Genomic DNA, 14,337 nt, shown 5'->3' with positions numbered 1-14,337 from the left:
GCCGGCCCGTTTTCCCGTCCTGTCATCCACGGCGTATCGTGTTCGGGTGGTCGGCGGGGAACACGGGCCGGAGTTGCGTTCGGACGACATCGCACGCGCGCGGGACCGAAAGGTTCCGGTTTGCGGCCAGTTGCGATCCCGATGGGGCGGTCCGGTATCGGGCCGCCCTTTTCGTTTGGGCCATAACCGTATAGCGAGTGGCCGTCCGCACGCTGGCGGAGCCGAAAACAAGAGACGCCATGACCTCGCGTGCCAAGACTTCGTTGCTGCCGCTCGCCGATTCGGACCTGTGGCCCGAGGAACTGCGCCGCAGCCTGTCCGACAAGCTGTTCACCATCGCGTTCGGTGCGATCCAGTGGCCGTGGCTGTTGCGCAGCCTGTCGGGCGGCAAGCGTGCCGACAAGGCGCGGTTGATGGCCGAACTGGGCCTTGCCCCCGATGCGCTGCCCAATCTGGGCAGCTGGAAGGCCGATACCGGGTATCTGTCGCTGATCGTCGAGCAGATCGCCGACAGCCGGCCGCGCACCGTCGTCGAGCTTGGCACCGGCGCGTCGAGTCTGGTGACCGGCGCGGCGCTGGCCAAACATGGCGGGGGGCAGCTGATCAGCTTCGACCAGCATGCCGGCTTCGTCGACGCGACGCGCGAATGGCTGGCCGAACACGGCATCGCCGCCGATCTGCGCGCAGCACCGCTGGTCGAATCGCCGGGGGACTGGCCGGGCGTCTGGTACGATATCGATACGCTGCCCGATCAGGTCGACCTGCTGCTGATCGACGGGCCGCCATGGACGATCCATCCCTATGTCCGCGGCGCGGCCGAGACGCTTTTCGATCGCTTGCCGGTGGGCGGCGTAGTGATGCTCGACGACGGCGCACGGCCGGGCGAGCGCGTGGTCGCGCAGCGGTGGCGGCGGCGGTGGCCGAACTTCCGGTTCGAACTGGTCAATCGCGGGACCAAGGGTACGTTGATCGGGCGGCGGTTGTCGTAAAGGATCGGTTCGAAGCGGTGGCCGGGCGGATGCAGATCGCGGTTCGGCGGTGGCACCGCCTTTGCAGGACCTTCGCGAACGTCCTGCGCTCCACTGCACACGTGGCGTACCCCGCGCAGGCGCGGGTCCAGAGCCACGCAAAGCAACGGCTTGTCCCTGGTACCCTGGACCCCCGCCTACGCGGGGGTACGCCACGCGATCGGCAATCGGTACGTTTGCATAGGTCCCGCCGGCACGAGACTTCAGCGAAAACCCTCTGTCCGTACCCCGGCGAAGGCCGGGGTCCAATTGGGAAGTCTTCTCCGTAAATTACCGATGTCCCGCAACTTGGCCCCGGCCTTCGCCGGGGTAAAGCAGCGAGTTGGCTCCTTTCGGAACGTTTGGGGTAACCGCGCCTGCGCAGGGCTTTTCGGCCACTCTATCGACCAATCTAACAGGGTCGCCCCTACTCGCGCATCGTCACCGGTTCGTCCGCCGCGCCCATTTTGCGCGCGATCGTCTCGAACGCAGTGCCGTCGATCCGGATCTCGTTGAACGACGGCGGATCACGGCGGGTTCGGGTCGACAGCGTGCCGGCACCGATCATGCGCAACCGACCCTCGGCCGTGCGATAGGGAAGATCGAACGGGTCGTGGACATGGCCCGACAGCACCGCATGAGCCCCGGCCGCGATGACGGCGTCAAGCGCGGCGGCACCGCCATCGGTCTCGCCACTGGATTTGGTGCCGACATCGACCAGCGGGTGGTGCGCGGCGATGAAGATCAGCCGCCCTTCCGGCACCCGTTCGATCAGCCGCAGGGTGCGCGCCAGCGCCTTCGGCCCGACATAGCCTTTCGACCAGTCCCAACGGAACTGGAAGCGGGCGGTCGTCTTGAGCGGCACGATCGCGACGCCGTCGATCTCCAGCGGGCGTTCGATCATCCGTTCCAACCGCTTGTAGCGTTTGTACGGCCGGACGAAGCGGGCGAAGAGATTGTAGAGCGGCAGGTCGTGATTGCCGACCTCGACCGTGACCGGACGACCCAAGCTTTCGAGCCATTCGGCCGCCGCCTCGAACTCGGCGGTGCGCGCGCGCATCGTCAGGTCGCCGGTCATGATGATCGCATCGGGTTGTTCGCGAGCGACCGCCTCCCCGAACCATGCGATCGCGTCCTTGTCCTCCGCGCCGAAATGGACGTCGCTGACATGGAACAGACGGATCATCGGGAGCTCCCCTAAAACTGCAAGTGCGGGCAACGCACGAGGGGGCCTAGTGCTCCGACCGGATCGCCAGCGCGGTCAGCCCGCCCCCCGCCGCGACCAGCGCCAGCACGACGAACACCGCGCCCAGCCCAGCGCCTGCCGGCACCAGCGCCGCCAGCAATGGCGGAACGCAGGCGGGTAGCGTGTTGGTGAGGTTCAGGATCGCCAGATCGCGCCCACGGGTACGCGACGAGGGCAGCAACTGCATCGCCAGCGCCGAATGCAGCGCGAGGAATACCGACAACCCGGTCTGGGTCACGCCATAGCCGATCGCCGCACCGGCAAAGCCGGGCGCGATTGCCATGCCGATCAGTCCGGCCACGACCAACAGCGTCGCCCCGCCCAGAAACGGCTTGCGCCCGCCGACCCGGTCCGACCAGCGCCCGGCAAGGATGGTGGCGACGACGACGACGGCGGTGACGATCGCCATCGCCCGCGCGACCGGTCCCGCCGCATCGCCCTCGCCCCGCCAGCGATCGGCGAAATGGAAAAAGGCATAGGCCGTCAGTCCGTTGCCCGCGACCTGCATCGCCAGCCGCGCGATCCAGGCGCGGATCAGGTCGCCGCGCGGCACGACGGTCGCCGCTGCTGCATCCGCGCCGGCCGAACCGCCGCCCGCCCCCCGCTCACGCACGAACAGCAGGAACGGCAGGATCATGACCGCCGCCAGCGCGACGTTGGCGGCGAACCGTGCGCCTTCGCCGGCGAACATCGCGGCGGTCACCGCCGCCGCCGACAACACGCCGATCGGGTGCGAGATACCGAGCAGGCCCGATACCCGGCCCTTGGCGGCGTCGGGCACCTCATCGGCGATCACCGCGACCATCGGCGCGAACATCAGGTTCAGTGCGACCTGCCAGAAGGCGATGGCCGCAAGCAGCCAGCCGGGCGTCTGCGCGCGGTGGATCGCGGCGAAGGCGATCGCGATCAGCACCAGCCCGACCGCGATCGGCAACCGCCGGCTGCCGCTGCGCCGCCAGCCGATATCGCTCAGCCAGCCGGCGGCGATATTGGCGATGCTGGCGATCAACGCACCGCCCAGCACCGCCTGTCCCAACAGGGTCACGCGGTTGGCGGGGTCGATCGCGGCGACCTTCACCTGCAACAGGATCGACACGAACGGCATGAACGCGACGAACAGTCCGCAATAGGCGAGCGTGTAGAGCGCGACGAACCCGCGCGGCGTCGCGACCGGGGGTGCGTTCACCGTCCGGCGGTCCGGCGCAGCGCGACGACCAACTGGCTGATGGTATAGGGTTTGTGCAGCAGATCGAACCCCATCGTGCCGTGGCGGACGATTACGTCGCTATAGCCGCTGGTCAGCAGCACCGGCAGCCGCGGATACTGGTCCCGCACCCGCGCCGCCAGTTCCATGCCGTCAATCCCCGGCATCATCACGTCCGAAAACACGGCATCGAAGCCGTCCGGATTGGCGGCCAGCATGTCGAGGGCCACCTGTCCGTCGGCCGCATGGACCGTGACGAAGCCGTGCGCCTCCAGCGCATGGGTGGTGGTGGTGCCGACCGCTTCGTTATCTTCGACCACCAGCACGCGCAGCCCGTCGCCGCCGCCCGGTTCGATGTGGCTGCGGATCGGGGCGGCATCGCCCGTCGGTGCGGCGGCACGCGGCAGGTACAGGATGAATTCGGTATTGCCGGGCACGCTGCGCGCGCGGACCTCACCACCCGATTGCTTGGCGAACCCGAACACCTGGCTGAGGCCGAGGCCGGTACCCTTGCCCAGCGCCTTGGTCGTGAAAAAGGGTTCGAAAATGCGGCCGAGCGTTTCCTCGTCGATGCCGCTGCCGGTGTCGGCGATGGTCACCGCGACGAACGATCCCGGCGTGGCGGGCGCGGTCGCGCTGGCGGGGATGCCGTCGATGCACCCGACCGACAGCGTCAGCCGCCCCTCCCCCTGCATCGCGTCGCGGGCATTGGCAGCGATGTTGACGAGGGCGGTGTCGAACTGGTTGGGATCGGCATCGACGAACGCCGGGTCGGCGCTGGCGTCGATCGTCACCTTGATCCGGGACCCGGCGAGGGTGCGGACGATGTCGCCGAGCGCCGCGACGGCGACATTGGCGTCGAACGTCTCGGGCCGAAGCGCCGAGCGGCGGGCGAAGGCGAGCAGTTGCCCGGTCAGTTTGGCGGCACGATCGACGGTATCGCTGATCGCGGAGAGGTAGCGTTCGCGGCGTTCGGGCGCGAGGGCGGGTTGCCGGAGCAGGTCGACCGACGAGCGGACGATGGTCAGCAGATTGTTGAAATCATGGGCGACACCGCCGGTCAGCTGGCCGATCGCCTCCATCTTCTGGCTCTGGCGCAGCGCATCCTGTGCGGTGACCAGCGCCCTCGTCCGGTCGACCACCTGTTCCTCCAGCGACGATGCGAGCTCGGCGAGTTCGCGTTCGGCGCGGCGGCGCTCGGTCGCGGCGCGGGTGCGTTCGGCTACTTCGCGGACGAAGGCGATTTCATCGTCGCGCCAGACGCGCGGTTCGCCGTGATTGGCGTAGAGCAGCGCGACCAGCCCGCCCAGTTCGGTGAGCGGCATGTTGATCAACGCACGCGCGTTGATCGATTCCAGCTGCGCGGCGGTGTCGGCGGTGCGCGGATCGATCCGGGCATCCTCGACCACCGCCGTCTCGCCGCGTTTCAGGTCGTCGATGTAACAACCATAATCGCGGAACTGGAGCACCCCGGCAAGGCTGGCGACGCCGGGCGTGTTCCAGTCGCGTTCGATGGTGATCGTTTCCGCTGCGCGGTCGACGATGCCATAGCCGACCCGGTCGACGCCCAGCGCCTCACCGATGATGCGCGACGCGGCGGTGGTCATCTCGACCGGATCGTCGAGCAGGCGCAGCATCTCGTTCAATTCGGCCATCGCCGCGCGCATCCGCTCGAGCCGCTTGTACGCGGTGACGTCGATCGACACGCCGGTCAGGCGGGTGATGTCGCCCGCAGCGTTCCGAGTCGGCTGTCCCCGGCTGGCGATCCAGCGGGTCTCGCCGTCGGGCAGACGGACGCGGACCTCGATCTCGAGCGATGCTCCCTCGAAGCTCGCCTCGATCGCGGCCATGGCGGCCGGACGATCGTCGGGATGGAGGATCGCGGAGATTTCGGCGGGCGATGGCGGGTAATCGGCGTCGAAGCCGAAATTGGCGCGGCAGATTGCCGACATGCTCAGCTGTCGCGTGACGCGGTCGAACGACCAAGTGCCGAACCGCCCGGCCTCCAGCGCGAACAGCATCTCGCGTTCACGCTCTTCCTGTTCGCGAAAACGGCCCGCCAGCTCGGCGAGCAACGCGGCATTGGTCGATTCCAGTCCGTCGACCCGGTCGCGTTCGGCAGTGACGTCGAGCTGGCTGGCGAAAAAATAGGCGAGCTTGCCATCGGCATCGGGGACGGGGGCCAGCAACAGCCGGTTCCAGAACGCCGTCCCGTCGCGGCGATAGTTGCGGATGTCGATCTCGATCGACTCTTCGGCCGCCACCGCCGCGCGGATCTGCGCGACGGCCGCGGGGTCGCTATCCTCACCCTGCAGGAAACGGCAGTTCCGACCGATCACCCATTCGCGGTCGTACCCGGTCAGACGGCAAAACGCGTCGTTGACGAAGACCAGCGGATTGTCGGGCAGTCGGGGGTTGGTAACGACCATCGGCATCCGGGTCGCGCGCACCGCCGCCACGAACGGGTCGGTACCGCTGTCGGTCCCGGCGATTTCCAGCGCGATGCGATGGTCGTCGCGCTGCGCCCGTTCGCTGCTACCCCCGTCCAGATCCACGTCGCCTCGCATCGTCCACACAACGTGGCCCGACGGCCGCCGTTCCGCAGCCGTGCCCCCGGACCCATGCTATGATCGGATCAGCGACGGACGTCCAGCCCGCCGGCAAGAAACGCATCGATATCGGATTGATGAAACAGGCTAAAATCGCCGGGCAACGAATGCTTCAAAGCAGCCACCGCAAGGCCCCAGCGCGCCGCCACTTCCTCGCTTTCGCCCGACATCAGCCCGTGCAGCACGCCGCTGGCAAAGGCGTCGCCGCCGCCGATCCGGTCGACGATGCCGGAGATCGAGACTTCCGGGGTCTGGACCGAACCGGTCGGCGTGTCGATCCGCGCCGACAGGCGGTGATGGTCGGCATCGATAACGTGGCGCGCGGTCGAGGCGATGTGCTTGAGGTTCGGGAACGCCGCGAACGCCGCTTGCGCGGCTTCACGCCGGCGATCTTCGCCATCGCCGGAAAAGTCCTGTCCGAGCAGCAGCGACACATCGCGGTGGTTCCCGAACAGCAGATCGGCAAGGTCGACCAGCCGGGTCAGCACGCTACGCGGATCGCTGTCCCATGCTTCCCACAGCCGAGCGCGGTAATTGCCGTCGAACGAGATCGTCAACCCCTTCGCGCGCGCCGCTTCGGCGGCGGCGATCGCGGCGTCGGCGCTCTCCCGCCCCAGTGCCGGGGTGATCCCCGACAAGTGCAGTCGGGTACAGCCGTCGAGCAGCCGGTCCCAGTCCCAGCTGTCGGCCGGTGCGGTCGCAAAGCTGGAGCCGGCCCGGTCATAGACGATGTCCGACGCACGCAACCCCGCCCCGACGCTGAGGAAATACAGGCCCATGCGTCCGTCGCGGGTCGCAACCCGCGAACAATCGACGCCCTGCGCGCGGAGCGCCGACACGGCCCCGCGCCCCAGCGGGCTGTCGGGGACCGCGCTGGCGCAAGCGGTGGCATGGCCGAGATTGGCGAGACCGACCGCGACATTCGCCTCCGCCCCGCCGACATTCACGTCGAACCGGCCGCTCTGCATCAACAACTCGCGGCCCGGCGCGGTCAGTCGCAGCAGCAATTCGCCGAAACACAGGATCATCGCGCCAGCCATCCCCCATCGACCGCAAGGACGTGACCGTTAACATAATCGGACGCGGACGAGGCAAGGAATACCGCAGCACCGCCCAGATCGTCGGCCGCACCCCAACGCCCGGCGGGAATGCGCTCGACAATCTGGCGGTTGCGGGTTTCGTCGGCCTGCAAGGCGGCGGTGTTGTTGGTCGCGATATAGCCTGGCGCGATCGCGTTGACGTTCACGCCCTTCGCCGCCCATTCGTTCGCGAGCAGCTTGGTCAGGCCACCGATCCCCGATTTCGACGCGGTATAGCTCGGCACGCGGACACCACCCTGAAAGGTCAGCATCGACGCGATGTTGATGATCTTGCCCCGCCCCTGCGCGACCATATGCCGGCCGGCGGACTGGCAGAGGAAAAACACCGATTTCAGGTTGGTGTCGATCACCGCGTCCCAATCGGCTTCGGTGAAGTCGAGGCTGTCGGCGCGGCGGATGATCCCGGCATTGTTGACCAGAATGTCGAGGCCGCCCAGCGTATCGACGACCTGCGACACGACCCCGTCGACCGGCGCGATGGTCGACAGGTCGGCGGAGACGATCTCCGCACGGCGACCCATCGCCCGCGCCCGTTCGGCGGTATCGGCGGCCGGGGTACGACCGATTAGCGCGACATCGGCCCCGGCGGCGGCCAGCGCCAGCGCGATGGCCTGTCCGATGCCGGTATTGGCACCGGTGACGGCCGCGACCCGGCCCGAAAGATCGAAAGGATTCATGGTTGGTCCCTCATGTCCCGCCGGGCGGGTTCCAAAGCGGTCATGGCAATGCGGCTGGAAGAACGCCCCTTCGAACCGGACGTCGCCCCGGCGCAGGCTGGGGCCTCCCGCGGCTCCTGCCGCGCTCCATCACCGGGAGATCCCAGCCTGCGCCGGGATGACGTTTGGTTCGAGTACGATCGTCAGCAGTGTTGTTCGCTCACGCCAGTTGGCAGATGTCGAGCACGTTCATGTCGGTATAGTCCTGGTTCTCACCCGCCATCGCCCAGATAAACGCATAGGCGCGCGTGCCCGACCCCATATGCACCGACCACGGCGGCGAGATGACCGCTTCCTCATTGCCCATGACGATGTGGCGCATCGCTTCGCCCTCGCCCATGTAATGGAACACCTTGTCGTTGTCGGTCGGCAGTTCGAAGTAGAAATAGATCTCGCTGCGACGCTCATGGATGTGCGGCGGCATGGTGTTCCACACGCTGCCGGGCTTCAGCACCGTCAGCCCCATGACCAGCTGCGCCGAATCGCATACGCCCGGAATGACCAGCTGATAGATGGTGCGTTCGTTCGATTCCTCCAAGCTGCCACGGTCGAGCGCATTGGCGTCGGCGATGCCGAGCTTGCGGGTGGTGAAACCTTTATGCGCCGGGCACGATGCGATATAGAAACGCGCGCCCGTGCCGCCGAATTCGACGTCGGTGGCACCCATGGTGACATAGACGCAGTCCTTGTTGCCGAGCGTGAACGTCTCGCCATCGACGGTCAGCGTGCCTTCGGCATCGCCGACATTGACCACGGCCATTTCGCGCCGTTCGAGAAACGGGTGCCCGGCGGCCGATTTCGGTTCGGTCTGCGCGGGCAGCTTCACCGGCGTATCGCCGACCGCAACGCCACCGATCACGAACCGGTCGGCATGGGTATAGTTCAGGACGCATTCGCCTTCACGGAACAGCCCGTCGATCAGATACCGGTCGCGCAGTTCCTCGTTCGAAACGCATTCCATCATGTCGGGATGGGTCGCGTAATAGGTGCGGTCGAACATGTCTCTCTCCATCAGGTAACCGGTATCAGCGTAGGTTCGCTGCCGAAAGGTCCGGCGGTTCGATTTGGTTGTCACCGTCCTACCCCCACGGAACCGTCCCGTCGACCGGTTTTTATGATACAGGAATGGCAGATTTGCGTCGCAGCGAGCCGTTGCCGCCGATAGAGCCGGCACGCCTTGTTGTTCCGTAATATGATTTATCTGTTCGATATGCGGACATTTAAAGGTCGCAAACCGGGTTAACCGACGTGCTTCAACAAAAAATGACACCGGTTCCCTGTCGTTGTGCATCCGGTAGACGCTCTCCGTCCTCTTGCCCCTGCCCGCCCCGCCCGGCAAAGCGATGGCCATGCAACCGCTCGACCCCCAGCAACAATCCGCCCGCATCTGGTTCGAATCACTGCGGGACCGCATCTGCGCTTCGTTCGAAGCGATCGAGCGCGAGGGCGGGTCGGACGCGACCTTCGACTATACCCGCTGGGACCGCGTCGACCCGTCGGACGAACCCGGCGGCGGCGGTGTTCGTGGGGTGATGAAGGGCAAGGTATTTGAAAAGGTCGGGGTGAACGTCTCGACGGTCGGCGGCACGTTCGAGGGCAAGTTCGCCAAGTCGATCCATGGGGCCGCCGACGATCCGCGGTTCTTCGCGACGGGTATCAGTCTCGTCGCGCACATGGCCAATCCACATGTCCCCGCCGTCCATATGAACTGCCGGTTCCTGGTGACCACCAAACGCTGGTTCGGCGGCGGCGCGGACCTCAATCCGCCGCTCCCCTATCCACAGGATACCGCCGACTTCCACGCGGCGATGCAGGCCGCCTGCGATGCCCATGATCCGGCGCATTATCCGCGGTTCCGGCAATGGGCCGACGATTATTTCTACATCCCCCATCGCGGCGTGCACCGCGGGGTCGGTGGCATCTTCTACGATCATCTGTCGAACGACTGGGAGGATGATTTCGCCTTCACCCGCGATGTCGGGGAAGCATTCCTGTCGATCTATCCGCAACTCGTCCGGCGGCGGATGGGAATGCCGTTCGACGATGCCGATCGCGCCCGGCAGCTCGAATGGCGCGGGCGCTATGCCGAGTTCAATCTGGTCTATGACCGGGGGACGCTGTTCGGCCTGAAGACCGGCGGCAATATCGATGCGATCCTAATGAGCCTGCCGCCGCTGGCGACGTGGAGTTGACGCGGTGGGGCTGATCCCGGTCAAGCCGGACGAGGTGGCGACGATCGTCACCTCGCTCGAAATGCTCGAACGGCCGCGTCCGGCCCCGCTGCCGGCGTCGTCGCTGCAACTGGTGCGCTGGGACAAGCCGGCGATCGATCGCTATCGCGCGCTCTTCCGCCGGATCGGCGGACCATGGCTGTGGTTTTCGCGACTGGTGATGGCCGACGACACGCTGGCCGCAATCCTCCACGGCGATGCGGTCCGCATCTGGGCGGTGGTCGATCGCGCGGGGATCGAGGTCGGGATGCTCGAACTCGACGACCGGAAGGCGGGCGAGTGCGAACTATCCTATGTCGGACTGATCCCCGAACTGACGGGACAGGGCCATGGCCGCTGGCTGATGGCGCAGGCGCTGGGGCTGGCGTGGCGCAAGGATGTGCGGCGGGTGTGGGTCCATACCTGTACGCTCGACCATCCCGGTGCTTTGGGCTTCTATCGGCGTTCGGGCTTCGTGCCGTACCAGCGGACGATCGAGACCTTCGCCGATCCGCGCGCCATCGGCATCCTTCCCGCCGACGGCGCGCCGCATTATCCCCTGCTGGCCAACCGTCGATAGACGGTCGCCCGGACCAGCGCGAAGGCGGTCGACATTGCCGCCCCGACAAAGGCAATGGCGGTCGCAAGCATCGCCATCGTCACCGGATTGCCGCCGCTGCGCGATACCGCACTGGCGGTGTTGGTCAGCAGCAGCGCAATCAACTGCCCGCCGAAATACAACAGCGCCGACAGCGACAGCAGTTGCAGCACATGACCGCGCGTCAGCGCGAGCGCGCGGCTCATCGCATCGCCAAAACGCCGCTCCGGCTCGGCAACCAGTACCGGCATAACCACGAACACCCGGCCGATCACGTACAGGCCGGGCAGTACCAGCAGCAGCAATCCGACCGTCTTGGCCGCGTTGACCAGCAGCGTCGCCGCCACCAGCACCGGCAGGCGGCGGGCGACGCTGCGCAAGGCCTCGCCCACCGTCGGACGGGTAGAATCGAGCAACAGCGTCAGCAGCACTGCGATACCGATCAGTTCAACCAGCAGCTGCAGGCCGAACCATGGGGCGTTATCGATCAACTGTGCCTGCATCACTGCCAGCATCGCGCGCTCGTCCGCCGCGCCAGCCGCGCCGACCGAAACCTGCGTCTGTGCCGTCGTCAGCAACAGCGACAGCGCCAGATTGGGCAGGAAGAAGAACACGCCCGCGACCGCCACGATGACGTCGCGATCCCGCCGCCAGATCGCGACCGCGTCACGTACTGCCGCACCGATATCCAGCCTCATGCGAAGACGGCCAGATCGTCCTGTTCACCGACGACGGCGCGATACAGCTTGCCGATGAACGCCGACTGGAACAGCGCCAGCACCGAACTGACCGCCGCAACCGCGACCGCGCCACCGATGGCGGCGAGCGACAGGCCGCCGGTATCGCCGGCGATCAGCGCGACGACCGAACCGAACACGAACTGCGCCGCCGATACGGCGATCCCGGCGACGATGGCGTACAGGATGATCAGCCCGATCAGCTTCCACGTCATGCCCCGCGTCAGCGCGAACGCACGACCGAACGCGCCCAGCCCGCGCCGCTCCATCGCGATGACCGCATTGATCGGCAGCAACCGCGCCGACAGCCACAGGACGAACAGCGCGAAAACGACGAGATAAAGCAGCGCCGAACCGAGCTTGCCGAATTCGGACGGCTGCAACGACGTGCCGTTCGCGATCGCCATGAAATCGAACCCGCTGGCCACGGCCAGCAGGATGCCGGGAAGCGCGAGGATGGCGAGTGCGACGAGGACGACGATGCTGATCCCGATCAGCGGCACGAACCGGCGGGTGGCGATGTTCATCGCCGCATGACGATCCTCGCGACCGCTCGGCTGCGCGGCGAACCCGATCAGATACAGTGCGCCCCATAGCGAGATCAGCATGGTCGCCACCGACAACAGCCCGAGGGCGGCGGCGGTACCGCCGGTCGCATCGGCGCGCACCCCGGCGAGGCTGCCGCTGACCGCCGGCGCAGCGAACTGGGTGACGATCAGTACCGGCATCACCGCGCCCAGATGATCGCGGACGAAATCGACCGCCCGGTCCCACACCGTTCCGACACTTACCATCGTTGCGCTCGCTCCCCATTTGTTCGATGGACGTCGCTCTACCTCTCCTCTTCGCGAATGAAAATGGCTACCCACTCCTTCGTCCCGCCCATCGCGACCGAACAGCAGATCGAATGGCGCCGCTCGCCCGGCCGCATCGAATATCCGGCGGCGCTGGCAGAAATGGAGGCGCGCGCGACCGCTATCGCCGATCGCAGCGCGACCGAAATGGTGTGGCTGCTCGAACATCCGCCGCTCTACACCGCCGGCACCAGCGCCGACCCCGCCGAGCTGCTCGATACTCGGTTCCCGGTCCATGCGGCGGGACGCGGCGGTCGCTATACCTATCATGGGCCGGGCCAGCGGATCGGGTATCTGATGCTCGACCTGACCCGGCGCGGGCGCGACGTGCGGCGCTTCGTCCATGCGGTCGAATCATGGGTCATCGGCGCGCTCGGCGAATTCGGCATTCATGCCTATGCCGTGCCCGACCGGATCGGCATCTGGACCAGCGACGGCGGGACCGAGGCCAAGATCGGCGCGATCGGCGTCCGGGTGCGGCGATGGGCGACCCTGCATGGATTTTCGGTCAATCTCGCCCCGGATCTGACACATTTCGGTGGGATTATTCCATGTGGTATCGCGGAATATCCGGTGACGAGCGCGCAGGCCCTTGGCAAACCGATCGATACCAATGATTTCGACCGGGCGTTGGCAGACGGTTTCGCCGTCTTCCTGAGCGCCTTGTACGCTAGTGCACAAAACGAGGCTTGAGGGGGACGGGTCGTTCGACTACTGTCCCGAGCGGATTGGGTATGAACGGCTAAGAACGCCGCCTACTCCACAGCTTAGGGAGCTTACCATGCGTGCATTTTCGAAGATTCTGACCGGTTCGATCGTTGCCGGCGCGGCACTGGCACTGTCGGCTTGCGGTGGCAACACCGAAACCACCGCCGACAACGCGACCGTCACCGACCTGAACTCGACGGACATGATGGACGGCACGATGTCCGACAACATGACCGCCGTTGACGGCGCGATGGGCAACGACACCATGATGATGTCGAACGACAGCATGATGTCGAACGACACCATGATGATGTCGAACGAAGCCGGCATGACCAACGCCATGTAATCAGCCGTTTCGGCTATTCTGGCAGGGGGCCGTCCGGGCGACCGGGCGGCCCCTTTTCGTTGCCCGATCGGGCGGCGCAACGATCGTTACGCGGCCGTGCGGCGAAACGTGACGATGATCGTAAAATCGGGCTTGGGTCGCTGGGCAAAACTGCCTAACCATCGCGCTCGTCCAAGGCGCCGATGCGCCGTGAAAGAAAGAGATGAGCGTAGTGCGTACTCTGGTCCTGGCCGCTGTCGCCGCCCTGACCGTCGCGGCAACCCCCGCGTCGGCACAATTTTATCTGAAGCCGGTCGATATCGACGGCCCGCGCGTCACCGGCGAGGAGACCGGCGTCGCCACGCAGGCACTGCCCGGCGCGACCCCCGCCGAACTGCGTGCCGCGGTGTTGTGGAACCTGCGATCGGGGCTGAACGTCGCGGCGTTGCAATGCCAGTTCGAACCGACGCTGCTGACGCTGCACAATTACAATGCGATGCTGTTCGATCACACCGACGAGCTGAAGCAGAGCTATGACGCGCTCAGCAAATATTTCATCCGCACCGCCGGGTCGACCAAGGCCGGCCAGACCGCGCTCGACCAGTTCGGCACCCGGGTATATTCGGGCTTCTCGACGGTTTCGGCGCAGCTCGGCTTCTGCCAGGCGGCAAACGAGATCGGACAGGAAGCGATCTTCGTACCGCGGGGCTATCTGGGCGAGTTCGCCGAGATGCGGCTGCGCAAGCTGCGCAACTCGCTGGTCGCGTATGGCGATCAGCAGTTCACGCGCGCCATCCCCTATTATGTGCGCCCGGTGCGGCTCTACCAGTTCGAGAACAAGAAGTGCTGGCGCAAGGGGCTGTGGCAGACGAAGCGTTGCGGCGAGTTTCCCGCCTGATCGTCACCGGCCGACGATTTCAAAAAAAGAAGCGTAGCGGTCGGAACCAAGCATCGGGCATCCCGTTATCACCCTCGGATAGCGATTTTATGCCCCCCCGCTCTCGCTATCCACGAACAGGGCCC

Annotated in this window: 14 protein-coding genes; 6 read left to right on the top strand and 8 right to left on the bottom strand. The window is 66.2% G+C overall.

What is annotated here, in order from left to right; all coding sequences use genetic code 11:
• Nucleotides 1-239 precede the first annotated feature (239 nt).
• Complete coding sequence (locus tag ASE70_RS01765) at nt 240-989, top strand: class I SAM-dependent methyltransferase (RefSeq protein ID WP_056403566.1); 750 nt, start codon at nt 240-242, stop codon at nt 987-989.
• A gap of 445 nt (nt 990-1,434) precedes the next feature.
• Here the strand turns inward: ASE70_RS01765 and ASE70_RS01760 are convergent, their stop codons facing one another.
• From ASE70_RS01760 to kduI, 6 genes are all read right to left on the bottom strand, one after another.
• A complete protein-coding gene (locus ASE70_RS01760) occupies nt 1,435-2,193 on the bottom strand; it encodes a metallophosphoesterase family protein (protein ID WP_056500712.1) in 759 nt (252 codons plus the stop codon).
• Nucleotides 2,194-2,239: 46 nt separating this feature from the next.
• Complete coding sequence (locus ASE70_RS01755) at nt 2,240-3,439, bottom strand: MFS transporter (protein ID WP_056500708.1); 1,200 nt, start codon at nt 3,437-3,439, stop codon at nt 2,240-2,242.
• On the bottom strand, nt 3,436-6,024 hold the full coding sequence (locus ASE70_RS01750; protein ID WP_056500705.1) for a GAF domain-containing hybrid sensor histidine kinase/response regulator: 2,589 nt from the start codon (nt 6,022-6,024) through the stop codon (nt 3,436-3,438). Before ASE70_RS01750 ends, ASE70_RS01755 begins: the two co-directional genes overlap by 4 nt.
• 68 nt (nt 6,025-6,092) lie before the next feature.
• Entirely contained in the window at nt 6,093-7,094 is a 1,002-nt protein-coding gene (locus ASE70_RS01745; RefSeq protein WP_056500865.1) for a sugar kinase, read from the bottom strand.
• Entirely contained in the window at nt 7,091-7,843 is a 753-nt protein-coding gene (gene kduD / locus ASE70_RS01740; RefSeq protein WP_056500702.1) for a 2-dehydro-3-deoxy-D-gluconate 5-dehydrogenase KduD, read from the bottom strand. The genes ASE70_RS01745 and kduD overlap by 4 nt, the downstream gene beginning before the upstream one ends.
• A 199-nt stretch (nt 7,844-8,042) precedes the next feature.
• A complete protein-coding gene (kduI, locus tag ASE70_RS01735; RefSeq protein WP_056403585.1) occupies nt 8,043-8,882 on the bottom strand; it encodes a 5-dehydro-4-deoxy-D-glucuronate isomerase in 840 nt (279 codons plus the stop codon).
• A 349-nt stretch (nt 8,883-9,231) separates the two neighbouring features.
• On the opposite strand from kduI, the gene hemF reads away from it, so the two are divergent.
• On the top strand, nt 9,232-10,074 hold the full coding sequence (hemF, locus tag ASE70_RS01730; RefSeq protein WP_056500699.1) for an oxygen-dependent coproporphyrinogen oxidase: 843 nt from the start codon (nt 9,232-9,234) through the stop codon (nt 10,072-10,074).
• 4 nt (nt 10,075-10,078) lie between these two features.
• Nucleotides 10,079-10,672, top strand: coding sequence for a GNAT family N-acetyltransferase (locus ASE70_RS01725; RefSeq protein WP_056500697.1), 594 nt, complete (start codon nt 10,079-10,081; stop codon nt 10,670-10,672).
• Here the strand turns inward: ASE70_RS01725 and ASE70_RS01720 are convergent.
• Nucleotides 10,645-11,388, bottom strand: a complete 744-nt coding sequence (locus tag ASE70_RS01720) for a hypothetical protein (protein ID WP_056500693.1) — start codon at nt 11,386-11,388, stop codon at nt 10,645-10,647. The genes ASE70_RS01725 and ASE70_RS01720 overlap by 28 nt on opposite strands.
• Entirely contained in the window at nt 11,385-12,221 is an 837-nt protein-coding gene (locus ASE70_RS01715; protein ID WP_056500690.1) for a hypothetical protein, read from the bottom strand. Before ASE70_RS01715 ends, ASE70_RS01720 begins: the two co-directional genes overlap by 4 nt.
• A gap of 63 nt (nt 12,222-12,284) precedes the next feature.
• Here ASE70_RS01715 and lipB point away from each other — a divergent pair, with 63 nt between their 5' ends.
• From lipB to ASE70_RS01700, 3 genes are all read left to right on the top strand, one after another.
• A complete protein-coding gene (lipB, locus tag ASE70_RS01710) occupies nt 12,285-12,974 on the top strand; it encodes a lipoyl(octanoyl) transferase LipB (RefSeq protein ID WP_056500685.1) in 690 nt (229 codons plus the stop codon).
• A gap of 88 nt (nt 12,975-13,062) precedes the next feature.
• On the top strand, nt 13,063-13,335 hold the full coding sequence (locus ASE70_RS01705; protein WP_056403601.1) for a hypothetical protein: 273 nt from the start codon (nt 13,063-13,065) through the stop codon (nt 13,333-13,335).
• A gap of 202 nt (nt 13,336-13,537) precedes the next feature.
• The gene (locus ASE70_RS01700; RefSeq protein WP_056403604.1) at nt 13,538-14,212 is read left to right on the top strand and encodes a hypothetical protein; all 675 of its coding nucleotides are present in this window, start codon (nt 13,538-13,540) and stop codon (nt 14,210-14,212) included.
• The last annotated feature ends 125 nt before the right edge of the window (nt 14,213-14,337 follow it).

The organism is Sphingomonas sp. Leaf22 (assembly GCF_001421715.1).
Classification (GTDB): Bacteria; Pseudomonadota; Alphaproteobacteria; order Sphingomonadales; family Sphingomonadaceae; genus Sphingomonas.
Note: the sequence above shows the minus strand (reverse complement) of the source record. Positions and strands in the feature narration are given on the sequence as shown.